Source organism: Novosphingobium jiangmenense, assembly GCF_015694345.1.
Classification (GTDB): Bacteria; Pseudomonadota; Alphaproteobacteria; order Sphingomonadales; family Sphingomonadaceae; genus Novosphingobium; species Novosphingobium jiangmenense.
In genome coordinates this window covers 1-22278 of record NZ_JADQDC010000019.1, presented here as the reverse complement: position 1 = coordinate 22278, position 22278 = coordinate 1, and the positions used below count along the sequence as shown (strand labels likewise).

At 64.4% G+C, this 22278-nt stretch carries 22 protein-coding genes and 1 tRNA gene; 11 read left to right on the top strand and 12 right to left on the bottom strand.

Translation table 11 applies throughout. From position 1 onward, the window contains the following. The first annotated feature begins 105 nt into the window (after window positions 1-105). From cysD to I2488_RS18580, 3 genes are read left to right on the top strand one after another with little or no spacing between them, the layout of a single operon-like run. The gene (cysD, locus tag I2488_RS18590; RefSeq protein WP_343071117.1) at window positions 106-1029 is read left to right on the top strand and encodes a sulfate adenylyltransferase subunit CysD; all 924 of its coding nucleotides are present in this window, start codon (window positions 106-108) and stop codon (window positions 1027-1029) included. Beyond that, window positions 1029-2963: a sulfate adenylyltransferase subunit CysN gene (gene cysN, locus I2488_RS18585; RefSeq protein WP_196277285.1), complete on the top strand. Its 1935-nt coding sequence runs from the start codon at window positions 1029-1031 to the stop codon at window positions 2961-2963. Before cysD ends, cysN begins: the two co-directional genes overlap by 1 nt. A 36-nt stretch (window positions 2964-2999) precedes the next feature. After that, window positions 3000-3272 (top strand): DUF2061 domain-containing protein, encoded by a 273-nt coding sequence (locus I2488_RS18580; protein ID WP_196277284.1) that lies wholly within the window; start codon window positions 3000-3002, stop codon window positions 3270-3272. 21 nt (window positions 3273-3293) lie between these two features. Here I2488_RS18580 and I2488_RS18575 read toward each other — a convergent pair whose 3' ends face one another. Beyond that, on the bottom strand, window positions 3294-4598 hold the full coding sequence (locus I2488_RS18575) for a UDP-glucose dehydrogenase family protein (RefSeq protein ID WP_196277283.1): 1305 nt from the start codon (window positions 4596-4598) through the stop codon (window positions 3294-3296). 155 nt (window positions 4599-4753) lie between these two features. Between I2488_RS18575 and ung the strand changes: the two genes are divergently transcribed. After that, on the top strand, window positions 4754-5437 hold the full coding sequence (gene ung / locus I2488_RS18570) for a uracil-DNA glycosylase (RefSeq protein WP_196277282.1): 684 nt from the start codon (window positions 4754-4756) through the stop codon (window positions 5435-5437). Window positions 5438-5595: 158 nt separating this feature from the next. Here ung and I2488_RS18565 read toward each other — a convergent pair whose 3' ends face one another. From I2488_RS18565 to I2488_RS18525, 9 genes are all read right to left on the bottom strand, one after another. Next, window positions 5596-6009, bottom strand: coding sequence for a DUF3035 domain-containing protein (locus tag I2488_RS18565; protein ID WP_196277281.1), 414 nt, complete (start codon window positions 6007-6009; stop codon window positions 5596-5598). Then, a complete protein-coding gene (gene lspA / locus I2488_RS18560; RefSeq protein WP_196277280.1) occupies window positions 6009-6527 on the bottom strand; it encodes a signal peptidase II in 519 nt (172 codons plus the stop codon). Before lspA ends, I2488_RS18565 begins: the two co-directional genes overlap by 1 nt. Continuing rightward, window positions 6527-9430 carry an isoleucine--tRNA ligase gene (gene ileS, locus I2488_RS18555; RefSeq protein WP_196277279.1) on the bottom strand — a complete coding sequence of 968 codons (2904 nt, stop codon included), beginning with the start codon at window positions 9428-9430 and terminating at the stop codon, window positions 6527-6529. The genes lspA and ileS overlap by 1 nt, the downstream gene beginning before the upstream one ends. Window positions 9431-9621: 191 nt before the next feature. Beyond that, window positions 9622-10545 carry a bifunctional riboflavin kinase/FAD synthetase gene (locus I2488_RS18550; protein WP_196277278.1) on the bottom strand — a complete coding sequence of 308 codons (924 nt, stop codon included), beginning with the start codon at window positions 10543-10545 and terminating at the stop codon, window positions 9622-9624. After that, entirely contained in the window at window positions 10542-11039 is a 498-nt protein-coding gene (locus I2488_RS18545) for a dihydrofolate reductase (protein ID WP_196277277.1), read from the bottom strand. Before I2488_RS18545 ends, I2488_RS18550 begins: the two co-directional genes overlap by 4 nt. Continuing rightward, window positions 11036-12094 (bottom strand): 5-(carboxyamino)imidazole ribonucleotide synthase, encoded by a 1059-nt coding sequence (locus I2488_RS18540; protein WP_196277276.1) that lies wholly within the window; start codon window positions 12092-12094, stop codon window positions 11036-11038. The genes I2488_RS18545 and I2488_RS18540 overlap by 4 nt, the downstream gene beginning before the upstream one ends. Next, on the bottom strand, window positions 12094-12579 hold the full coding sequence (gene purE / locus I2488_RS18535) for a 5-(carboxyamino)imidazole ribonucleotide mutase (RefSeq protein ID WP_196277275.1): 486 nt from the start codon (window positions 12577-12579) through the stop codon (window positions 12094-12096). The genes I2488_RS18540 and purE overlap by 1 nt, the downstream gene beginning before the upstream one ends. Window positions 12580-12608: 29 nt before the next feature. Continuing rightward, complete coding sequence (gene gpmA, locus I2488_RS18530) at window positions 12609-13295, bottom strand: 2,3-diphosphoglycerate-dependent phosphoglycerate mutase (RefSeq protein ID WP_196277274.1); 687 nt, start codon at window positions 13293-13295, stop codon at window positions 12609-12611. 60 nt (window positions 13296-13355) lie between these two features. Further along, entirely contained in the window at window positions 13356-13535 is a 180-nt protein-coding gene (locus I2488_RS18525; protein ID WP_196277273.1) for a hypothetical protein, read from the bottom strand. Between the two features lie 153 nt (window positions 13536-13688). On the opposite strand from I2488_RS18525, the gene I2488_RS18520 reads away from it, so the two are divergent. Next, window positions 13689-13763 (top strand) — tRNA-Thr (locus I2488_RS18520). Window positions 13764-13782: 19 nt separating this feature from the next. Here I2488_RS18520 and I2488_RS18515 read toward each other — a convergent pair. Further along, window positions 13783-14073 carry a GNAT family N-acetyltransferase gene (locus I2488_RS18515; protein ID WP_196277272.1) on the bottom strand — a complete coding sequence of 97 codons (291 nt, stop codon included), beginning with the start codon at window positions 14071-14073 and terminating at the stop codon, window positions 13783-13785. A gap of 64 nt (window positions 14074-14137) precedes the next feature. Between I2488_RS18515 and I2488_RS18510 the strand changes: the two genes are divergently transcribed. Both I2488_RS18510 and I2488_RS18505 read left to right on the top strand, forming a co-directional pair. Further along, on the top strand, window positions 14138-15154 hold the full coding sequence (locus I2488_RS18510) for a threonine aldolase family protein (protein WP_196277271.1): 1017 nt from the start codon (window positions 14138-14140) through the stop codon (window positions 15152-15154). After that, entirely contained in the window at window positions 15151-16074 is a 924-nt protein-coding gene (locus tag I2488_RS18505) for a DMT family transporter (RefSeq protein ID WP_196277270.1), read from the top strand. The genes I2488_RS18510 and I2488_RS18505 overlap by 4 nt, the downstream gene beginning before the upstream one ends. Here I2488_RS18505 and I2488_RS18500 read toward each other — a convergent pair. Next, window positions 15984-16832 carry a Rossmann-fold NAD(P)-binding domain-containing protein gene (locus tag I2488_RS18500; protein ID WP_196277269.1) on the bottom strand — a complete coding sequence of 283 codons (849 nt, stop codon included), beginning with the start codon at window positions 16830-16832 and terminating at the stop codon, window positions 15984-15986. The genes I2488_RS18505 and I2488_RS18500 overlap by 91 nt on opposite strands. A gap of 56 nt (window positions 16833-16888) precedes the next feature. Between I2488_RS18500 and pepN the strand changes: the two genes are divergently transcribed. The 4 genes from pepN (at window position 16889) to I2488_RS18480 (ending at window position 22039) form a co-directional block, all read left to right on the top strand. Then, window positions 16889-19540 (top strand): aminopeptidase N, encoded by a 2652-nt coding sequence (gene pepN / locus I2488_RS18495; protein WP_196277268.1) that lies wholly within the window; start codon window positions 16889-16891, stop codon window positions 19538-19540. Further along, complete coding sequence (pgeF, locus tag I2488_RS18490; RefSeq protein ID WP_196277267.1) at window positions 19537-20298, top strand: peptidoglycan editing factor PgeF; 762 nt, start codon at window positions 19537-19539, stop codon at window positions 20296-20298. Before pepN ends, pgeF begins: the two co-directional genes overlap by 4 nt. A 4-nt stretch (window positions 20299-20302) precedes the next feature. Next, entirely contained in the window at window positions 20303-20932 is a 630-nt protein-coding gene (locus I2488_RS18485) for a glutathione S-transferase (RefSeq protein WP_196277266.1), read from the top strand. Between the two features lie 228 nt (window positions 20933-21160). Continuing rightward, window positions 21161-22039, top strand: coding sequence for an OmpA family protein (locus I2488_RS18480; protein ID WP_246465760.1), 879 nt, complete (start codon window positions 21161-21163; stop codon window positions 22037-22039). Window positions 22040-22278 lie beyond the last annotated feature (239 nt).

Below are 22278 nucleotides of genomic sequence, written 5' to 3'. Positions count from 1 at the left end.
GTTTGCATGCCGAAAGTTTTGCCTTCCCGTAATGCTCCCATATGGGAGCGCAAGAGGAGCCGCGAATCGCGCAAGGGACGGCAACGCAATTACGGAGCGAGAGCCGTGGCACTGGACGCGAAGACACTGACCCATCTGGAACGCCTCGAATCCGAGGCAATTCATATCATGCGTGAAGTCGTGGCCGAGGCGACCAACCCGGTGATGCTCTACTCCGTGGGCAAGGACAGCGCGGTGATGCTGCATCTCGCGCGCAAGGCGTTCTATCCCTCGCCGCCGCCGTTCCCGCTGCTGCACGTCGATACGACCTGGAAGTTCCAGGACATGTACGCGCTGCGCAACAAGATGGCGGCAGAAAGCGGCATGGAACTGCTTGTCTACCAGAACCCCGAAGCCGCCGAGAAGGGCATCAACCCGTTCGACCACGGCTCGCTCCATACCGACATGTGGAAGACCGAAGGGCTGAAGCAGGCGCTCGACAAGTATGGCTTCGACGCGGCCTTCGGCGGCGCGCGGCGTGACGAGGAAAAGAGCCGCGCCAAGGAGCGTATTTTCTCGTTCCGCACCGCCAGCCACGGCTGGGATCCCAAGAACCAGCGCCCGGAGCTTTGGAACCTCTACAACGCTCGCAAGAACAAGGGCGAGAGCATCCGCGTCTTCCCGATCTCGAACTGGACCGAACTCGACATCTGGCAGTACATCCACCTGAACGACGTGCCGATCGTCCCGCTCTACTTCGCCGACGAGCGTCCGACCTACGAGTGGGAAGGCCAGCTGTTCATGGCCGACGACATCCCGCGCCTCGAGAAGGTGCTGGGCTATCGTCCCGAGATCACCATGAAGTCCGTCCGCTTCCGCACCCTGGGCTGCTTCCCGCTGACGGGCGCAGTTGAGAGCACGGCCAAGACGCTGCCCGAGGTGATCCAGGAAACGCTGCTGACCACCACCAGCGAACGTCAGGGCCGCGTGATCGACAAGGATGCTGGCGGCGCCGGCATGGAAGTGAAGAAGCAACAGGGGTACTTCTGATGACGGAAACGACACTTGGGCAAGACGTCATCTACAAGACCGAAGCCCTCATCGCCGAGGACATCGACGCCTATCTCGAACAGCACCAGCACAAGACGATGCTGCGCTTCATCACCTGCGGGTCGGTGGATGATGGCAAGTCCACGCTGATCGGCCGCCTGCTCTATGATTCGAAGATGATCTTCGAGGACCAGCTCGCGGCTCTGGAAAACGATTCGAAGAAGGTCGGCACGCAGGGGCAGGAGATCGACTTCGCGCTGCTGGTCGACGGCCTCGCTGCGGAGCGCGAACAGGGCATCACCATCGACGTCGCCTATCGCTTCTTCAACACCGAGAAGCGCAAGTTCATCGTCGCCGACTGCCCCGGCCACGAACAGTACACCCGCAACATGGTGACCGGCGCCTCGACCGCCGACCTTGCCGTGATCCTGATCGATGCGCGCAAGGGTGTGCTGGTGCAGACGCGCCGCCATTCGTACCTTTGCCACCTGATCGGCATCCGCAACATCGTGCTGGCGGTGAACAAGATGGACCTCGTCGACTATGATCAGGCCACCTTCGATGCGATCGTCAAGGATTACGGCGAGTTCGCAAAGTCCATCGGCATCGAGAGCTTCACCGCCATGCCGATCTCCGGCTTCAAGGGCGACAACATCACCACGCGTTCGGCCAACACGCCGTGGTATCAGGGCCCGACGCTGGTCGAGCATCTCGAGACGGTCGAAGTCCTGTCTTCGGTCGATGCCGACAAGCCGTTCCGCATGCCGGTGCAGTGGGTCAACCGCCCCAATCTCGACTTCCGCGGTTTCTCGGGCCTCATCGCCACCGGTTCGGTCAAGCCGGGCGACGAAATCCGGGTTCTGCCCTCGGGCAAGACCAGCAAGGTCGCCCGCGTGGTCACGCTTGATGGCGATCTGGATCAGGCAGTGGCTGGCCAGTCGGTCACGCTGTGCCTGGCCGACGAGGTCGACTGCTCGCGCGGCGACGTGATCAGCCTTGCCGACAATCCGCCGCAGGCCGCCGACCAGTTCGAAGCGACGCTGGTCTGGCTCAACGACGAGGCGATGCTGCCGGGGCGTGCCTATTGGCTCAAGCTCGCCACGCAGACCGTCTCGGTCACCGTACAGCAGCCCAAGTACGTCGTGAACGTCAACACGATGGAGCACCTCGCTGCCAAGACGCTGGAATTGAACGCTATCGGCGTGGCCGAAATCGCCACCGACAAGCCGCTGGTGTTCGAACCCTACACCGAAGGCCGCACCCTTGGCGGTTTCGTGCTGATCGACAAGATGAGCAATGCCACGGTTGCCGCCGGCATGCTCAACTTCTCGCTCCGCCGCGCCCAGAACGTGCACTGGCAGGCACTCGACATCAGCCGCGAAGCGCACGCTGCATTGAAGCAGCAGCAGCCCAAGGTGCTGTGGTTCACCGGGCTCTCCGGCTCGGGCAAGTCAACCATCGCCAATCTTGTCGAGAAGCGCCTGCACGCGGTGGGCAAGCACACCTTCCTTCTGGACGGTGACAACGTGCGCCACGGCCTGAACAAGGACCTCGGCTTCACCGAGGCCGACCGCATCGAGAACATCCGTCGCGTTGGCGAAGTGGCGCGCCTGATGACCGATGCCGGCCTGATCGTGCTGACCGCCTTCATCAGCCCGTTCCGTGCCGAGCGCGAGATGGTGCGCTCGCTGATGGCAGAGGGCGAGTTCGTCGAGATCTTCGTCGACACCCCGCTGGAAGTGGCCGAGGCGCGCGACGTGAAGGGGCTCTACAAGAAGGCGCGTTCGGGCCAGCTCAAGAACTTTACCGGCATCGACAGCCCCTACGAAGCCCCGGAAAACCCGGACTTCCGCGTGGACACCACCCAGGAATCGCCAGAGGACGCGGCAGAGCGGATCGTAAATGCCCTTCTCGGGTGGGCCCCCACGATCTAAGGGGGCTCGTAAACCGGGCCGGGAGGGAACCGCCTAATGATTCTGTTTCATGGGCACGAGGCGCACGCCCGCTCGGTCGTCAAGGCGATCAGCTGGCGCGCGCTCGGCAGCATCGATACGTTCGTACTGAGCTGGCTGTTCACCGGCAGCGCCAAGGCGGCCGGGGCGATTGCCGGCACCGAGGTGATCACCAAGATCGGCCTCTACTACTTCCACGAACGCGTCTGGAGTTCGATCCACTGGGGGACGCAGCGCCCCCCGGTGGCCGACGATACCGCGCAGATCAGCGGTGAAGCCGGGCTCCTCTGAGCCCGGCCTCCGGATGTCCGTTCAGACCCGCCCGACGCTGCTGTAGGCAAAACCTGCAGCCCGCGCCTCGGCCGGATCGTAAACGTTGCGCAGGTCGACCAGCACCGGTGCCTTGACCAGGCTCTTCACCTTGGCGAAATCGAGCGCGCGGAAGGCGTCCCATTCGGTGACGAGGGCGACTGCATCGGCCCCTTCCACAGCGGCGTAGGTCGATGCCACCATCTTGACCTCGGGCATGATTGCGGCCGCCGCTTCCATGCCTTCCGGATCATAGGCCACGACTTCCGCCCCTGCATCGAGCAGTGTCTGCACGATTGCGATCGAAGGTGCATCGCGCATATCGTCGGTGTTGGGCTTGAAGGTCAGGCCGAGCAGCGCCACGCGCTTACCGCGGGCATCGCCGCCCAGCGCTTCGATCACCTTGCGGCCCATGGCGCGCTTGCGGCTGTCGTTGACCTTGACCACCGCTTCGACCAGACGCACCGGGCTGTTGAAGTCCTCCGCGGTCTTGAGCAGCGCCAGCGTATCCTTGGGGAAGCACGAACCGCCGTAGCCCGGTCCTGCGTGCAGGAACTTGGAGCCGATGCGGTTATCGAGGCCGATGCCCCTCGCCACGTCCTGCACGTCCCCGCCAACCTTCTCGCAAAGGTCTGCCATCTCGTTGATGAAGGTGATCTTGGTGGCAAGGAAGGCGTTGGCGGCGTACTTGATCAGCTCGCTGCTGCGGCGCGAGGTGAACAGGATGGGCGCCTTGTTGAGGAACAGAGGGCGATAGACTTCCTTCATCACGCCTTGCGCCCATTCTTCCTCGGCGCCGATGACGATGCGGTCCGGGCGCTTGAAATCGCCGATGGCCGCGCCTTCACGCAGGAATTCGGGGTTGGAGACGACCGCGAATTGCACCGAGGTGCCGCTGTCGCGGATGATGCGCTCAACTTCGTCACCGGTGCCGACGGGCACGGTCGACTTGGTGACGACCACGGTCGGCGTCTTGATGTTGGCGGCGAGTTCCTGCGCCACGGCATAGACATAGGTCAGGTCGGCATGGCCATCGCCACGGCGCGATGGCGTGCCCACCGCGATGAACACGGCACCGGCACCCTCGATCGAGCTGGCGAGATCGGTCGAGAACGACAGGCGCCCGGCCTTGACATTGGCGGCGACGAGTTCGGCAAGGCCCGGCTCATAGATCGGCATCACGCCGTTGCGCAGCCGCTCGATCTTGCTCTCGTCCTTGTCGATGCAGACGACTTCGTGGCCGAAATCGGCAAAGCAGGCACCGGAAACCAGCCCGACGTAGCCCGAGCCCACCATTGCGATCTTCATTCGCCCACCATCCGTAATGTTGCACTGCAACTAACTGCAGCCATTTCGCACCAGCAGCATAGGGGATATTACCAATGCTGCACAAGCACACTTCGCGCAAAAGGACCGAGTTCGCCGCTTGCTTGCGCTTTTGAGCGGCCTTAAGCCTCAGGCCCATGACATCCCAAGCGCTTCCCGAATCCTGGCGTCCGGCCCTCGAACCGGTGCTGCAATCACCGCCATTGCGAGCGTTGGGCGGTTTCCTGAAAGCCGAGGAAAGCGCGGGGAAGGTCGTCTATCCGCCGCGCGGTACGCGCCTTGCCGCGCTGGAGATGACGCCGCTCGACGAAGTGCGTGTCGTCATCCTTGGACAGGATCCATACCACGGTCCGGGACAGGCGCATGGCCTTGCCTTCTCGGTCCAGCACGGCGTCAAGATCCCGCCGAGTTTGGTGAACATCTACAAGGAGCTGGAGACCGATCTCGGTATCCCCCGCGCCGCCCACGGCAACCTGACGCGCTGGGCAGAGCAGGGCGTGCTCCTGCTCAACAATGCGCTGACGGTCGAGGCGGCCAATGCCGGATCGCATCAGGGCAAGGGCTGGGAACTGTTCACCGACGCGGCCGTGGAGGCGGTGGCCGCTCGAACTGATCCCACGGTGTTCATCCTGTGGGGCAGCCATGCCCAGAAGAAGGCAGCGCGGGTCGCAGCCCTGGCCAACGGACCGCATCTGGTCCTCAAGGCCCCGCACCCCAGCCCGCTTTCGGCCCACAACGGCTTCTTCGGCTCGAGGCCGTTCAGCCAGACCAACGCCTTCCTCGAAGCGCATGGACGCGGCGCAATCGACTGGCGCGTGTAGTCGCCCGCTTTTTCGTCATTGCGAGCGAAGCGAAGCAATCCAGAGCGTTCTAGGCCAATTCTGGATTGCTTCGTCGCTACGCTCCTCGCAATGACGAAGCTTGTGACGCAAACAGCCCCGCCGGAGCGGGGCCTTTCACATCAAGCTCAAGCCGCAGCTCAGCCCGGGATCGAAGCCGAAGCAGCCTGCCCGTCACCTTCCGGTGCGGCGAGGATATCGCGCACGACCTGGCCCTTGGCCACGGTCTGCGTAGCGGGATCGCCTACCGTCGAGCGGATCGAGGCGGCTGCCGTGCCCGAGCGGTTGAGCGTGTCGGTCTCGACGCTGGAGCGCGCCGAAGGGCCGCCGAACAGGGTTTCGAGCGTCTGCTTGCCGGTTTCCGAATCCTGCGGACGCGGTGCTCCGGGGCTCGGCGGGGTCAGCGCGAAATCAGGGGGCACCACCAGCGGCGCGGCGCGGGTCACGGCCATTTCGTCAGGGCGGTCACGGTTGAACAGCGAACCGCCGCCACCGCAGGCCGACAGAAGAGTCGCCGCCGAGACGACAAGAGCAAGGGCGGCAGCTTTACGCATCATGCATTCTCCGTGGCGGTATGGTCGCCGCTATCGTTTGGCTTTTCGCGCGATTTGAACGAGCGGGCAAGCAGTATCAGGACACCGAACGTGATCGCCACGTCGGCAAGATTGAAGATGGCGAAAGGCCGCCACGTGCCGATGTGCAGATCGGCATAGTCGATCACATAGCCGAACATCAGCCGGTCATAGATATTGCCGAGCGCCCCGCCCAGCACGAGGCCCAGCGCAAGGATATCGCCGCGCAGGGTTTCGCGCAGCATCCAAACCGTCACGCCCACGGCGATCAGCGCGGTCACGATGATCAGGCCGTAACGCATTTCCAGCGATGTCGCGGTAAACATCCCGAACGAAACGCCCTCATTCTCGGCATAGCGAAAATCAAAGAAGGGCAGCAGATTGATCACCGCGCGATCACGCAGCATCAGCGGCCCGACCATCACCGCCTTGACGATGCGGTCAACCACCGCAACCAGCAGCGCAAGGCCAAGGCCTTCGATGCGCGGACGCGTCAGCATCAGGCGGCTGCGCCTGCGTCGATCTGTGCGACAACCTCGTCGCAACGGTCGCAAAGGTCGCCGTCTTCCGAAACTTCCGGAAGCAGGCGCCAGCAACGGCCGCACTTGTGGTCGGTGGAACGGGTGACGGTCACATCACTGCCCTGCCCGCGATTGACTGTCGCAGTGATGAACAGCTCTGCCAGATCGGCATCCGGCGCGCTGTCAGGCACGGTGACAACCGCTTCAAGCCCCGAACCAAGCACCTTCTCGCGGCGCAGCGGCTCGATGGCTTCATTGACCGTCTGGCGCAACGCGCGCAGTTCGCTCCAGCGCGCTTCTTCCACCGTCACGGCAGGCACGTCCGGCCATTCCAGCAGATGTACGCTGTCGCTGCCCGGAAAGCGCGACTGCCACACCTCTTCCGCCGTGAACACCAGCACCGGCGCACCATAGCGGACCAGCGCGTGGAACAGCGTGTCGAGCACGGTGCGATAGGCGCGGCGCTTCGGGTCGGAAGGCGCGTCGCAATAGAGGCAGTCCTTGCGGATATCGAAGAAGAACGCCGAGAGGTCCTCGTTGCAGAAGTCGGTCAGCGCGCGGACATAGGTATTGTAGTCGAAGTCATCGACCGCCTGCCGCAGCGTGGCATCCAGCTTGCCGAGCAGGCCGAGCATGTACTGCTCCAGCTCGGGCATTTCCGCCACCGGCAGCCGCTCGTCCTCGGTGAAGCCGTCCAGCGCACCCAGCAGGTAGCGATAGGTGTTGCGCAGCTTGCGATACTGGTCGGCAACGCCCTGGAGGATTTCCTTGCCGATGCGGTGGTCCTCGGTGAAATCGACCGAGAGCGCCCAGAGCCGCAGGATATCCGCACCATAATCGCGCATCAGATCAATTGGGCTGATCGTGTTGCCGAGCGACTTGGACATCTTCATGCCCTTCTGGTCCATCGTGAACCCGTGCGTCAGCACCACATCATAAGGCGCGCGCCCGCGCGTGGCGCAGCTTTCCAGCAGCGAGGACTGGAACCAGCCGCGATGCTGGTCCGACCCTTCGAGATAGAGGTTTGCGGGCCACTGCAGATCGGGCCAGCGCCCCGATTCCAGCACGAAGGCATGGGTGGAGCCGGAATCGAACCACACGTCGAGAATATCGGTTACACGCTCGTAATCGTCGAGCTTGTAGTTCTCGCCGAGGTACTCCTGCGCATGCTCCTCGTCCCACGCATCCACACCGCCTGCCATGACGGCAGCGACGATGCGGGCGTTGACCTCTGGATCGTTCAGGTACTGGCCAGTCTTGCGATCCACGAAAAGCGTGATCGGCACGCCCCACGCCCGCTGGCGGGACAGCACCCAGTCCGGGCGACCTTCAACCATTGCGCCGATGCGATTACGGCCCTTTTCGGGGACGAAGCGGGTGTCGGCTATGGCTTTGAGGGCGAGGGTGCGTAGAGTTACCCCTCCACCAGCCTGCGGCTGGTCCCCCTCCCCGTTCCGGGGAGGTGTTTTCGCGGTGCCTTCCAGAACCTCCCCGGAACGGGGAGGGGGACCGCCAGCCGCAGGGCTGGTGGTGGAGGGGTCAATCGCCCGATCCATCGGCACGAACCACTGCGGCGTGCAGCGATAGATCACCTTGGCCTTCGAACGCCACGAATGCGGGTAGGAATGCTTGTAGTCCGCGCTCGCCGCCAGCAGCCCGCCCGCTTCGCGCAAGGCCTCGCAGATCGGACCGTCGGGCGCGTTGAACTTGGGATTGATGACAGAACCCTGTCCGCCGAGCCAGCCCCAGTCCTCACGATACTTGCCATCGCCCTGCACCGCAAAGACCGGTTCGATCCCGTGCGCCTTGCACAGCGCAAAGTCGTCCTCGCCATGATCGGGCGCCATATGGACCAGGCCCGTGCCGCTGTCGGTGGTGACGAAATCGCCCGGCAGCATCGGACGCGGCTTGGCAAAGAAACCGCCGAGCGCGTGCATCGGGTGGCGGCAGATGGTTCCGGCGAGGTCGGAGCCTTTGCCTACCCAAACGATATTCAAACCCGTCGATGCGCGATCAGCCATAAGGCGCTTGAAGATTTCGTCCTGAAGCTCAAGCACATGGGCGACCAGCAGGACCTTGTCGGTTGCTAGATCACGGTATGCTACATACTCGATATCCGGCCCATAAGCCAAAGCCTGGTTCACCGGGATCGTCCACGGCGTCGTCGTCCAGATGACCGCATAGGCACCGACCAGTTCCGGGATCGGCGACTCGACGATCTCGAACGCCACGTCGACCTGCGTCGAGACGATGTCCTCGTATTCGACCTCGGCCTCGGCCAGCGCGGTTTTCTCGACCGGAGACCACATCACCGGCTTGGCGCCGCGATAGAGCTGGCCGGATTCAGCGAACTTCAGCAGTTCGCGCACGATGGTGCCCTCGGCCTGCGAATCCATCGTCAGGTAGGGGTTGTCCCAATCGCCGTTGATGCCGAGGCGCTTCAATTGCTCGCGCTGCACGTCGACCCACTTCTGGGCATAGGCGCGGCATTCGGCGCGGAATTCCTTCGGGGGAACCTCGTCCTTGTTCTTCTTCTTCTTGCGGTACTCTTCCTCGACCTTCCATTCGATGGGGAGGCCGTGGCAGTCCCAGCCAGGCACATAGGGCGCGTCCTTGCCCAGCAGTGTCTGGGTGCGGCAGACCATGTCCTTGAGGATATGGTTCAGCGCATGGCCGATGTGCATGTCGCCGTTGGCATAGGGCGGGCCGTCATGCAGGATGAACTTCTCGCGACCTTTGCGGCTCTCACGCAGCTTCCGGTAAATCCCCTCATCCTGCCAGCGCTGCAGGATCACTGGCTCCTTCTGGGGGAGGCCAGCCTTCATCGGGAAATCGGTCTTCGGCAGGAAGACAGTCGGGCGGAAGTCGCGTTGCTCGGTCATGACCGGCGGGCACTAGAGCAATTGCACGCGTTGGGGAAGTGGGGCACTGGCAAGCGGCAACAAGCCTTCAAGCAAGCACATCGTCACCCTGAACTCGTTTCAGGGTCCATCTCTCCACACGAACGGCAGTTTGATCGGCAACATGGATCCTGAAACAAGTTCAGGATGACGGGGTAACCAGCAGCGGGTCGCTAAGCCAGCAGCCGTCGCGCCTCGTCGCAATCCCGCTCCATCTGCGCCACCAGCGCATTGAGGCCATCAAACTTCGCTTCGGGCCGGAGGAAGTGGTGAAACGCCACTTCGATTTCCTGCCCATAGAGATTGCCGGAAAAATCGAAGAAGTGCGGCTCGAGCAGTTCCTTGGGCGGATCGAACGTCGGTCGGATGCCAAGGTTCGCCGCCCCTTTGAGCAAGCGTCCGTCAGGCAAGCGCCCGGTCACCGCATAGATGCCGTAGCGCGGGCGCAGGTACATGCCGATGTCGAGATTGGCCGTCGGGAAGTTGATCGTCCGGCCCAGCTTGTCGCCATGCTGCACCAGCCCTCGGATTGCGAAAGGCCGGGTGAGCAGCTTCGTCGCCGTCTCGCAATCGCCAGACTTCAGCGCATCGCGGATCCGGCTTGAGGAGACAACCTCGCCCTCCAGCGTGACCGGCCCCACCGCGCGCGCCGTCAGGCCAAAGCGCGGACCGTCATCGCGCAGCACTTGCGCATTGCCGCTGCGGCCCTTGCCGAAGGTGAAGTCCTCGCCCGTAACGACGCCCACCGCACCGAGATGCCCGACCAGTCCCGCCTCGATCCATTCGAGCGCGGTCATCCCGGCCACGTCCGCGCCGAAATGGATCACCAGCATCGCATCCGCGCCCGCCGCGCCGAACAGTTCTTGCCGCTGGTCCAGCGTGGTGAGGCGGAAGGGCTCGGCATCAGGCATGAAATGCCGCACCGGATGGGGATCGAACGTGGCGACGATGGCAGGACGTCCCTCCGCCTTGGCCCAGCGGATCGCCTCGCCGACGACGGCCTGATGGCCAAGGTGAAACCCGTCGAAATTGCCGAGCGCGACGATCCCGCCACGCATCGCTTCCGGAACCGGCTGCAGGCTGTCGAGGCGGATCATGCGTCGGCCCTAGCGTAAGTGACGAAATCGAAAGCGGGTCTTTCAGACTCAGCCGGATGCACTTCGCGAGATACCTCTGTCCACTCCGGTCCGAGCGGCGCCATCACGGTATCGCCCTCGAACGCCCCGTGTATCTCGGTCAATTCAACGCGTTCGGCAAGGGGCATGAACAGGCGGTAGATCTCCGCCCCGCCGACGACGGCCACTTCGCCCTCGCCGGCGAGAGACAGCGCCTGCTCGACGGAGGTCGCCACTTCCGCCCCGTCAGTGCTCCACCTGCAATCGCGCGTCAGCACGATATGGCGACGCCCCGGCAACAATCCCGGCAGGCTCTCGAAGGTCTTTCGCCCCATGATCATCGGCTTGTTCATGGTCAGCGCCTTGAACCGCTTGAGATCGGCAGGCAGCCGCCACGGCAGGGCATTGTCCTTGCCGATCACGCCATTGTCGGCGCGGGCATAGATCAGGAAAAGTCCGGGACGGACTGCGCTCACAGCACCAGCCGCGTCACGTGGCCCATCTTGCGCCCGGGCCGCACCGCTGCCTTGCCATAGAGATGCAGGTGGTTGGCAGGGTCGGACAGGATCGCCGGCCAATCGTGCGCATCGTCGCCGATCAGGTTGTCCATGACCACGCCCTTGGCCGCGAGTGCAGTCGAGCCCAGCGGCAAGGCGCAGATCGCCCGCACGTGGTTCTCGAACTGGCTGGTGAGCGCGCCCTCGATGGTCCAGTGCCCCGAATTGTGCACGCGCGGCGCCATCTCGTTGAACACCGGGCCGTCGGCCGTCGCGAAGAATTCCAGCGTCAGCACGCCGACATAGCCCAGCGCATCGGCAACCTTGGCCGCCAGCGCCCGTGCCTCTTCAACCTGTGCGACAATCACCGGCGAGGCCGGCACGGTCGAACGATCCAGAATGCCGCCCTTGTGCACGTTCTCGGCGCTGTCCCAGAACCGCACTTCGCCCGCTTCGGTGCGCACAAGGATGACCGAGAACTCGGCCACGAACGTGACGAAACCTTCGTAGATCAGCGGCTTGCCGGGCAGTTCCACCGCGTCGACGTCCGACGCCTGCATGATCCGCCACTGGCCCTTGCCGTCATAGCCATCGCGCCGTGTCTTGAGGATGCCGGGCGCGCCGATGCTGGCCACCGCCGCGCGCAGATCATCCATCGAATCGACTGTGGCCCATGGCGCGGGCCGCCCACCTAGCGCCTCGACGAACGACTTCTCGTTCACCCGGTCCTGCGCCACTTCCAGCGCCTTTGCGGGCGGGTGCAGCGGCGCATGGGTCGTCACCGCAGCCAGCGGCGCGGCGGCAACATTCTCGAACTCATAGGTCACGACAGCGCACTGCGCGGCAAACGCCGCCAGCGCCGCCTCGTCGTCGTACTCGCCTTGCGTGAACGCGGCGCAGACATCGGCGGCAATCGAATCCGCTTCCGGCGCATAGACGTGGCAACGATACCCGAGATTCGCCGCCGCCAGCGCGATCATCCGGCCAAGCTGGCCGCCACCGAGGATGCCGATCGTCTCGCCGGGAGGAATCATCAGACCGGTTTCTCCGCCACCGAATCGGTCTGCGCGGTGCGGAAGGCGATCAGCCGCTCGGCCAGTGCCTCGTCCGAAGTCGCCAAGATCGACGCGGCGAGAATCCCCGCGTTCGTCGCACCGGGAACGCCAATCGCCAGCGTGCCGACCGGAATGCCGCCCGGCATCTGCACGATAGACAGCAGCGAATCCATGCCCTTCAGCGCCTTGGATTCCACAGGCACGCCCAGCACCGGCAGGTGCGTCATCGAGGCGACCATGCCCGGCAGGTGCGCCGCCCCGCCGGCGCCCGCGATCACCACCTTGAAGCCTTCGAGGTGCGCGCCCTTGGCAAAGTTCACCAGCCGATCAGGCGTGCGGTGGGCCGAGACGATGCGGCATTCATGTGCCACGCCGAGCTTCTCCAGCACGGCAGACGCGTTCTTCATCGTCTCCCAATCGGACTGGCTGCCCATCACGATGGCGACCAAAGGCTTCTCAGTCATCTCCCCGCCCCCTTCAGGCTGTCGTGCGCTCAGCGCTCCGAGAGGTAATAGCGTTCGATCTCGGCGAGGTTGTCGTCAAGCTCATAGACGATCGGCTGACCGGTCGGAATCTCGAGGCCGGTGATGTCCTCGTCCGAGATGCCCGAGAGGTGCTTGACCAGCGCGCGCAAGCTGTTGCCGTGGGCCGAAACGATCACCGTTTCCCCGGCGCGCAGGGCAGGGGCGATCTTCTCTTCCCAGCACGGCAGCACGCGGGCGATCGTGTCCTTGAGGCTTTCGGTCGCTGGCACCGCAATTCCGGCGTAACGCGGGTCGGACGCCAGATCGAACTCGCTGCCCGCCTCCAGCGGCGGCGGCGGCACGTCGAAGCTGCGGCGCCACACCTTGACCTGATCATCACCATGCTTGGCAGCGGTCTCGGCCTTGTCGAGCCCGGTCAGGCCGCCATAGTGTCGCTCATTCAGGCGCCAGTCCTTGTCTTCCTGCACCCACAGACGGCCAGCGGCTTCCAGCGCCAGATGCAGCGTCTTGATCGCGCGGGTCTGCAGCGAGGTAAAGGCCAGCGTCGGCAGCACGCCTTTGTCCTTGAGCAGCTTGCCGGCAGCAAAGGCCTCGGCCGCACCCTTTTCCGTAACGTCGACATCCCACCAGCCGGTGAAGCGGTTTTCGAGGTTCCACTGCGACTGGCCGTGGCGAATCAGGATCAGGCGGGGCATCGGGGCATCCTGTGACTGACGTGTAAAAGGAAACTGGTTTGGAGTTCCGGGCCCCTAGCGTCAGGCGGCCGGATTGGAAAGCCCGGTTTCCGGCGAATCGGGCGATTCGGCTGCAGTCGCGTCAGCCCCACCCGCAACGGCTTCCATCGCCCGCGCCTGCGCCTTGCGCCGCTTGAGGTTCTCGCGCAGCCGCGCCGCCAGTCGCTCTTCGCGCGTCATCGGGGTTTTAGCATCGCTCATGGCCTCCGATTGCCGGGATCGCATCACAACTGCAAGGCCTGCAAGACTTTCGTCCCGAACGTCGCTTGACAAAGCCAGCCCCCCCCGTCATTAGCGCGCCCCTGCCCACCCCGCCGGTTCGCCGGTTCCGGAGTGGCCAGGCGGAAATGGTGTGCTGCTGTAGCTCAGTGGTAGAGCGCATCCTTGGTAAGGCTGAGGTCGGGAGTTCAATCCTCCCCAGCAGCACCATTTCCCTTCATCCGAAAGATCAGGCCCGCAAGTCCGCCCATTCCGGGTGGCGGCGGAACGCGGCCTCGACATAGCTGCACTGCGGCACGACCTTGAACCCGAACTTGCGCGCATCGGCCATCAGCGCCTTGACCAGTTCGGCCGCCACGCCCCTGCCGCCGATCTCGGTGGGAACCAGCGTATGGTCGGCCACCACCGCATCGCCCTTGCGGACATAGGTCAGCTGGCCAATCGCATCGCTGCCTTCCACCTTGGCATGGTATTCGCCGCGTGCGCCCTGATCGAGGTGGGTGATGGCAATTTCCGTCATGTTGTTTCCATGGCCTTTTGTGACTGCTTGACCCGAAACGCCGGTGCCGACATTGCGGTTTCCGATGAAATTTCTCTCCGACAACACCGCCGCTGTCCACCCCCGCGTCTGGGACGCGATGCGCGCAGCCGATGCGCCCGATTCGGGTTACGACGGCGATGCCCTGTCGCGCCGGATGGACGAGGCCTTTTCCGACCTGTTCGGCACCGAATGCACCGCATTGTGGATCGCCACCGGAACTGCTGCCAATTGCCTCGCGCTCGCCGCCATGGTCCCGCCCCACGGCGGCGTGGTCTGCCACCGTGAAGCACACATCGAGATGGACGAGGGCGGCGCCCCTGGCTTCTACATGCATGGCGCCAAGCTCATGCTCGCCGATGGCGAAGGCGCGAAGCTGACGCCGCAGGCGATCGAGCGCGTGATCGACCCGATCCGCAACGACGTTCACCAGGTCCAGCCTCATGCGATCTCGCTCACACAGGCCACCGAATATGGCCGCGTGTACACGCCGGAAGAGGTCGCCCGCATCGGCTCGCTCGCCCAGGGACGCGGGCTTGGCCTGCACATGGACGGCGCACGTTTTGCCAATGCCGTCGCGCATCTCGGCTGCCATCCTGCCGAAGTGACCGCACAAGCCGGCGTCGACGTCCTGACCTTCGGCTGCGTCAAGAACGGCGGCATGAATGCCGAGGCGCTGGTATTCTTCGACATGGAGCTGGCCGACGTCGTCCGCTACCGTCGCAAGCGCGCGGGGCACCTGCAATCGAAGGGCCGCTACCTTGCCGCGCAAGTCCTCGCGATGATCGAGGGCGACCTCTGGCTCGACAACGCCCGTGCCGCCAATGCTGCCGCGCAGGAAATCGCCCAAGCCTGCGGATCGCGCGTGTTCCACCTTGTCGAAGCCAACGAGATCTTCGTCGTCCTCTCGCCTGCCGAGCAGGCAACGCTACGCGCCCAAGGCTTCGACTTCTACGACTGGACCGCGCCGGAAGGCGCTCCGGGGGCGGCCCGTCTGGTTACGGCCTGGAACACCGATCCGGACCACGCCACCGCGCTCGCGCGGGCAATTTCTGCGCTATGACCGAGACGGAACTGCCCGGGCAGGCCCGCTTCTGGCAATGGGACGTTGCCGGGCCTTTCTTCCTTGTCGCACTGATCTGGGGTTCGACCTGGCTCGTCATCAAGGACCAGATCGGCAGCGTTCCGCCAAGCTGGTCTGTGACATGGCGCTTCATCGTAGCGGCATGCAGTATGGCGCTGGTGGCGATGTTCCGGCGGGAAACCCTGCGCGTCTCGAACACCACGCTCAAGGTTGCCGCGCTGCTCGGCCTGCTCCAGTTCGTGATGAACTTCCAGTTCGTCTACCGCGCCGAGCATCACCTGACCTCAGGGATCGTCGCGGTGGTCTTCGGCCTGCTTGTCGTCCCCAATTCGCTGATGGCGTGGTTCTTTCTCAAGCAACCGGTAACCCGCGCCTTTCTGGTCGGATCGGCGGTGGCAGGGGCCGGGATCGTGTTGCTGCTGCTCCACGAATACCGCATGGCTCCGCCCGAGGGGCAGGTTCTTGTCGGCATAGCACTGACCACCGCCGCGCTGTTCAGCGCCTCTTCGGCGAACGTCCTGCAGGCAAGCCCGATGGCGCGAGGGGTGCCGATGATCCCGATGCTCGCTTGGGCCCTGCTGTTTGGCGCAATCCTCGATGCCGCCTTTGCCTGGATCGTGGAAGGGCCGCCGCAGTTCGATTTCCGGCCGGGCTACATCTTCGGCGTGTTCTATCTCGGTCTGATCGGGTCAGTCCTCACCTTCCCGCTCTATTTCCGCCTGCTGCAGCGCCTCGGCGCGGGGCGCGGGGCCTATAACGGCGTGCTGGTGCCTGTCATTGCCATGCTGCTCTCGACCGTGTTCGAAGGCTATCGCTGGTCGGTGCTGGCACTGGCAGGATCGGCGCTGGCCATGCTCGGCCTCGTGCTGGCGCTGAGGGCGCGCAGCCCTTCGCGATAAGTAGGATAAGCCGGTTTCCAGCCAAGCAGGCGCTTGGCCTTGCCGTTGGCTACGCGGCGGTTTTCGGCATAGAACGCCAGCGCCATCGGCGAGAGGTTTGCCTCTTCCAGTGACTGCATCGGCGGAGGGGCAACGCCCAGCAGCCGCGCCGCCTCCTCGATCACCGCGTTCTGGCTGCAGGGCAGATCGTCGGCGAGATTGTAGATTCCGGTTGGCCCCGCGAACCCGGCAATCACGCCGCTGGCGATGTCCTCAACGTGCACCCGGCTGAACACTTGCCCCGGAATATCAATGCGATGCGCCTTGCCCTCGGCCACGCGCTCAAGCGCGCTGCGCCCAGGCCCATAGATGCCGGGCAGGCGATAGACCCGCACCTTTGAGGAAAGCGCCTGCCAGTCGAGGTCCGCCTGCGTCCGCGCCGAACGCCGCCCGGTGCCAACGACTGAGCTTTCATCCACCCACGCCCCGCCCGCATCGCCATAGACTCCAGTCGAGGACAGGTAGCCGATCGCCTCCAGCGGCGCTTGAGCAATCGCCTCGCCATAGGTCTGAAGCACCGGGTCGCCGCCCTCGCGGAGCGGCGGAACCGAGGACAGCAAGTGCGTCGCCTGCGCCAGCGCGGCCTCGACCAAGCCCTTGTCATCAAAGGCAATATCGCCCGCGCTGCCCGTCCCGCGCACCGTCCAGCCCTGCGCCCGCAGGCGCCCCGCGATCGCTTGCGCGGTGTAGCCCATTCCGAAGATCAGCAAGTTTCCCATCAAAAGCCTGATAACCGCGATTGCCGCAGTGCGCACCACTTCCTAAGTTCACGTCCATGAACGATCTCTCCGGCCAGCCCGTCGTCGCCCCGACCGTGATCCACCGCGCGGACTATCGCCCGCCCGAATGGTTCGTTCCCGAAATCGCGCTGGATTTCGCGCTCTCGCTGAACGCCACCAAAGTGCAGGCGACGCTGAAGGTGGCGAAAAATCCCGCCGGTTCAGGCACATCGCTGCTGCGCCTCAACGGTGACGCGATCGAGCCCAAGGCCGTGACCGTCGATGGCCATGCCCATAACGACTGGCGCATGGACGGCCCCGATCTCGTGATCGAACTGCCCGGCGACGCCCACAATGTCGGCATCGAAACGCTGATCGATCCTTCGGCAAATACCCAGCTTTCAGGGCTTTACGCCTCAAACGGGTTGCTCTGCACCCAGTGCGAGGCCGAAGGCTTCCGCCGCATCACCTTCTTCCCCGACCGGCCCGACGTGCTCTCGGTCTACTCGGTGCGGATGAGCGGGGACAAGGCGCTGTTTCCGGTGCTCCTGTCCAACGGCAACCCTGTCGCCTCCGGCGAAAATGGCGATGGCACCCACTGGGCCGAGTGGCACGATCCCTGGCCCAAGCCTTCTTACCTGTTCGCGCTGGTGGCCGGTGAACTCGTCGCAAACCGCGATAATTTCACGACAAAATCGGGCCGCAAGGTCAACCTCGCGATCTACGTCCGCCCTGGTGACGAAGCTCGGACAGACCACGCCATGCGCTCGCTCATCGCCTCGATGAAGTGGGACGAGGACGTCTATGGGCGCGAGTATGACCTTGACGATTTCAATATCGTCGCCGTTTCCGATTTCAACGCCGGCGCGATGGAGAACAAGGGCCTTAACGTCTTCAATACGCGCTATATTCTCGCCGATCCGGAGACCGCGACCGATGGCGATTATGACGCGATCGAGGGCGTGGTGGCGCACGAGTACTTCCACAACTGGTCGGGCAACCGCGTGACCTGTCGCGACTGGTTCCAGTTGTCCCTCAAGGAAGGCTTCACAGTCCTTAGAGATCAACAGTTTAGCGCCGATCGCGGCTCTGCTCCGGTCAAGCGGATCGAGGATGTGCGGATCTTGCGGGCGGCGCAGTTTCCTGAGGATTCGGGGCCGCTGGCGCACCCGATCCGGCCGGATTCCTATCAGGAAATCAGCAACTTCTACACCGCGACCGTCTACAACAAGGGCGCCGAGGTGATCCGCATGATGACCGTGCTGGCGGGCATGGAGCGGTTCCTCAAAGGCACCACGCTCTACTTCGACCGCCACGATGGCGAAGCGGCGACCTGCGAAGACTTTGTAAAGGCTATAGAAGATGGCGCCGGGCTGGACCTGAAGCAGTTCCGCAACTGGTACGAACAGGCCGGAACCCCGCGCGTGAGCGTGGCCATGACGCTCGAAAATGCAAATCCAACTCTCGCAGGCGAAGCGGCAACTCTCGCGGGCGAAGGGGTAACTCTCACGCTCAAACAGGCAACTCTCCCCACACCGGGGCAGCCCGAGAAGAAGCCGTTCGTGATCCCGCTGCGCGTTGCGCTGTTCGACCGCGAGACGGGCAAGCATCACGGCGAGGAACTGATCGTTCTGACCGAGCCGGAGCAGTCGTTCACCTTCGGCGGCTTCACCTCGCTCCCCGTCCTTTCCATCAACCGCGGCTTCTCCGCGCCGGTCGAGATCGTCGCTCCGGTGACGACGGAGGACCTCGTCTTCCTCGCCCGCCACGATGACGATCCCTTCGCCCGCTATGAGGCGATGCAGCAGCTGATCGTGCGGCATCTGGTCGGCGCGGTGGCGGGGACGCTTGAGAATCGCGAGGCGTCGCAGGCGGCGATCGGCGCGGCGATGGGCTCGATCCTCGACGATGCCGCTCTCGATGACCTGATGCGCGGCGAATTGCTGATCCTGCCGGGCGAGGCCTACCTTGCCGAACAGCTGACCCGCGCCGACCCCACCCGCATCTTCGCCGAGCGCGAGGGCCTCAAGCGCTGGCTGGGCGAGACGCTGAAGGAGAAGTGGCTGGCGCTGCACGATCGCGTGTCCGCAGTGCCCTATAGCCTCGAGGCCGAGGCGCGGGGGGCGCGCAAGTGCAAGACGCAGGCGCTCGTCTATCTCGGCGCTGCCGATCCCGCCGAGGCCGCGCGGCGCGCCAAGGCGCAGTACGATGCGGCGACCAACATGACCGACCGCCAGGGTGCGCTGATGGTGCTGTGCAGCCTCGATTGCCCCGAGCGCGAAGCGGCGCTGGCCGATTTCCACACGCGCTTTGCCGGTAACATGCTGGTGATCGACAAGTGGTTCTCGCTGCAGGCCGGCTCGCTCAATCCCAAGGCGACCGAGCATGTAAAGGCACTGGCGCAGCACCCCGACTTCACCATGACCAACCCCAACCGCGTCCGGGCGCTGTGGATGGCGTTTGCGGCGAACGCGCAGGCGTTCCATCGTGAGGGCGGCGAAGGCTACCGCTTGATCGCGGACCTGATCCTGAAGCTGGACCCGATCAACGGCAACGTGGCGGCGCGCTTCGTGCCCTATCTGGGCCGCTGGAAGAAGGTGGAGGAAGGCCGCGCTGCGCTGATGCGGGCGGAACTGGAGCGGATCGCTGCCGAGCCGACGCTGTCACGCGACGTGCGCGAGCAGGTGAGCAAGAGCCTCGAGGCGTGAGCACAGAGGCGCTGACTCATCCGCTGCTGGCCGGCGCGGCGCATGGCTTCCTGGGCCGGAAGGGGGGGGTGAGCACGGGCGATCTGGCAGGGCTGAACGTCAGCTATGCCGAGGACGATCCGGCGCTGACTTCCGAGAACCGCCGCCGTGCGGTCGAGGCGGTGCTGCCGGGCGGGACCTTGCAGACCTGCTTCCAGATCCATTCGCCCGATGTGGTGACGGTGCGCGAACCTTGGGCCGATGCGGATCGTCCGAAGGCCGATGCGCTGGTGACGGACCGGCCCGGTCTGGTGCTCGGCGTGCTCACTGCGGACTGCGCGCCGGTGCTGTTCTGCGATGCGCAGGCGGGCGTCGTCGGCGCGGCCCATGCCGGGTGGAAGGGCGCGTTTACCGGCGTGACCGATGCCACGATTGCCGCGATGGAAGCGCTGGGGGCGAGCCGCGACAGGATCGCTGCCGTGGTCGGGCCGTGCATCGCGCAGAAGAGCTACGAGGTGGATTCAGGCTTCGAGACACGGTTCCTCGAGCAGGCGGGCGAGAATGAACGCTTCTTCCGGGCCGGGCGCGAAGGCCATGCCTGGTTCGATCTTGAAGGCTATGTCGCCTCGCGGCTGCGCGATGCGGGGCTGGGCAAGGTGGGGATGCTGGGCGAGGATACCTATGCGCAAGAGGAGCGGTTCTATTCGTTCCGCCGCGCCACGCACCGCAGGGAGCCGGGGTATGGGCGGCAGATCTCGCTGATCGGCCTGCGCGGCTGAGCTTATGGCATTGCCGGTGCTCTACAGCTTTCGTCGCTGCCCCTATGCAATGCGGGCGCGGCTGGCGATTGCGGTGAGCGGCGTGGCCGTGGAACTGCGCGAGATCAAGCTTTCGGCCAAGCCGCCGGCGATGCTCGCAGCCTCGCTCAAGGGGACGGTGCCGGTACTGGTCCTGCCCGATGGCGGGGTGATCGAGCAGAGCCTCGAGGTGATGCACTGGGCGCTTGGCCGGAACGACCCCGAAGGCTGGCTACAGCGCGATGATCCGGCGCTGATTGAACGGAACGACGGTCCGTTCAAGCACGACCTCGATCGCTACAAGTATCCTGAGCGGCATGGCAGCGATGCTGTCACTCATCGTGAGAGTGGGCTGGCCATCCTTGCCGATCTCGATGCGCGGCTGGCCCAATACGGCCAGCTTTGCGGGAAGGGGCGCGGGCTGGCCGACATGGCGGTGATGCCGTTCGTCCGGCAGTTTGCGGCAGTCGACCCGGATTGGTTTGCGGGCCAGCCTTTGCCGCACCTTCGGCGCTGGTTAGCGGGGCATCTTGAATCTGAGCTGTTCGCGAGCGTGATGGGCAAGTTTGCGCCGTGGCGTGAGGGTGATTTGCCGGTGGTGTTTCCAGCCGGGTGAGGCCAGTGGCGGCGGCGCTGATTGCCCACCCCCGACCCCTCCCGCCTGCGGGAGGGGGGAAGGAAAAGCGGCCTCATTCCGTCCTTCAGTGATGCACGGGCCACTCGGTTCGTCGCAGGTGTGGCGCTGCCAGTGCCCGAAAGCGGGTTCCCGGGCGGGATCGTTCATCTGCGGGAAAGTTCCGTCGCAACACCGACACATCTTTGAAGGTCGCAAGGAGCAATTTGAATGGCCACCACTACCCCCCGGCGCGCAAGCATGATGCTGCTCGCCGCTGCTGCCGCATCGGTTTCGGCAATCGCCGTGGCGCAGCCCCAACAGGCCAACGGCATGCAGGACCCCAACATCATCGTCGAAGGCGAAGTGGTGCCCGACACCTCGGCCATGACCAAGGGGCCCGAGGTCAAGGGCATCATCACCGCGCGCAAGGGCGACAAGATGAAGATCACCGCCGATGACGGCACCAGCACGGTGGTGTTCTTCAATGATGCGACGGCCGTGAAGGCCAGCACCGGCCTGTTCGGCTCGAAGAAGCTGACCACGCAGAACCTGCTCAATGGCTTGCCGGTGACGGTCAAGACGATGCAGGCGGGCGAGGCGCTGCTGGCCAGCCAGATCACTTTCCGCAACGGCGACTTCAAGACCGCCAAGATGATCCGCAACGGAACCGCGCAGGGCTTTGCCGAGCAGACCGCCGCCACCGCCGCACTGCGCGGCCGCATGGGCGACATCGACAAGTACAACATCAAGGCGACGACCAACGTCTACTTCGACACCGGCAAGTACGCGCTGACCCCGCAGGCGAAGAGCGAACTGTGCCAGGCGGCCTCGATGGCGAACAGCACCGAGAACGCGCTGATGCTGGTGGTCGGTTACACCGATTCGGTTGGTGACGAGGAATACAACCAGACGCTGAGCGAGAAGCGCGCCGCCAGCGTGATCAACTACCTGCAGCAGCAGTGCCGCTGGGCGCCCTACCGCATGCTGACGCCGACCGGCATGGCGGAGTCCGATCCGGCAGCGGACAATTCGACCGAGGAGGGCAAGGCGCAGAACCGCCGCGTGGCGGTGAACGTGCTGGTCAGCAAGGCCATCGACGGACTTTGAACTGGATGGGGTGGGGCGCGTTGCGCTCCGCCTCATGCATCGTCACCCCGGGCTTTGACCCGGGGTCCCGCTTCTGCCCTCAGTTTGCGTAGCGCCAAGAAGAAAGCGTCACCCCCCTGAGTTCACAAACGAAGTGCAACACCTCAGACAGGTGTTGCCATGTCGAGATACACCCAGCTTTCGCTTGAGGAGCGATGCTCGATTGCCCGGCTTCGCGAAGCCGGGCAATCGATCCGGCA

Bases quoted from the DNA above. Each gene is read 5' to 3' on its own strand.
- I2488_RS18580 (WP_196277284.1), top strand. From the start codon at position 3,000: ATGATTCTGTTTCATGGGCACGAGGCGCACGCCCGCTCGGTCGTCAAG.
- ileS (WP_196277279.1), bottom strand. From the start codon at position 9,430: ATGACCGAGCAACGCGACTTCCGCCCGACTGTCTTCCTGCCGAAGACC.
- pepN (WP_196277268.1), top strand. From the start codon at position 16,889: ATGAACGATCTCTCCGGCCAGCCCGTCGTCGCCCCGACCGTGATCCAC.
- I2488_RS18575 (WP_196277283.1), bottom strand. From the start codon at position 4,598: ATGAAGATCGCAATGGTGGGCTCGGGCTACGTCGGGCTGGTTTCCGGT.
- I2488_RS18510 (WP_196277271.1), top strand. From the start codon at position 14,138: ATGAAATTTCTCTCCGACAACACCGCCGCTGTCCACCCCCGCGTCTGG.
- I2488_RS18525 (WP_196277273.1), bottom strand. From the start codon at position 13,535: ATGAGCGATGCTAAAACCCCGATGACGCGCGAAGAGCGACTGGCGGCG.
- I2488_RS18480 (WP_246465760.1), top strand. From the start codon at position 21,161: ATGGCCACCACTACCCCCCGGCGCGCAAGCATGATGCTGCTCGCCGCT.
- I2488_RS18485 (WP_196277266.1), top strand. From the start codon at position 20,303: ATGGCATTGCCGGTGCTCTACAGCTTTCGTCGCTGCCCCTATGCAATG.
- purE (WP_196277275.1), bottom strand. From the start codon at position 12,579: ATGACTGAGAAGCCTTTGGTCGCCATCGTGATGGGCAGCCAGTCCGAT.
- I2488_RS18515 (WP_196277272.1), bottom strand. From the start codon at position 14,073: ATGACGGAAATTGCCATCACCCACCTCGATCAGGGCGCACGCGGCGAA.
- lspA (WP_196277280.1), bottom strand. From the start codon at position 6,527: ATGCTGACGCGTCCGCGCATCGAAGGCCTTGGCCTTGCGCTGCTGGTT.
- ung (WP_196277282.1), top strand. From the start codon at position 4,754: ATGACATCCCAAGCGCTTCCCGAATCCTGGCGTCCGGCCCTCGAACCG.
- I2488_RS18550 (WP_196277278.1), bottom strand. From the start codon at position 10,545: ATGATCCGCCTCGACAGCCTGCAGCCGGTTCCGGAAGCGATGCGTGGC.
- I2488_RS18540 (WP_196277276.1), bottom strand. From the start codon at position 12,094: ATGATTCCTCCCGGCGAGACGATCGGCATCCTCGGTGGCGGCCAGCTT.
- I2488_RS18505 (WP_196277270.1), top strand. From the start codon at position 15,151: ATGACCGAGACGGAACTGCCCGGGCAGGCCCGCTTCTGGCAATGGGAC.
- gpmA (WP_196277274.1), bottom strand. From the start codon at position 13,295: ATGCCCCGCCTGATCCTGATTCGCCACGGCCAGTCGCAGTGGAACCTC.
- I2488_RS18500 (WP_196277269.1), bottom strand. From the start codon at position 16,832: ATGGGAAACTTGCTGATCTTCGGAATGGGCTACACCGCGCAAGCGATC.
- cysN (WP_196277285.1), top strand. From the start codon at position 1,029: ATGACGGAAACGACACTTGGGCAAGACGTCATCTACAAGACCGAAGCC.
- I2488_RS18565 (WP_196277281.1), bottom strand. From the start codon at position 6,009: ATGCGTAAAGCTGCCGCCCTTGCTCTTGTCGTCTCGGCGGCGACTCTT.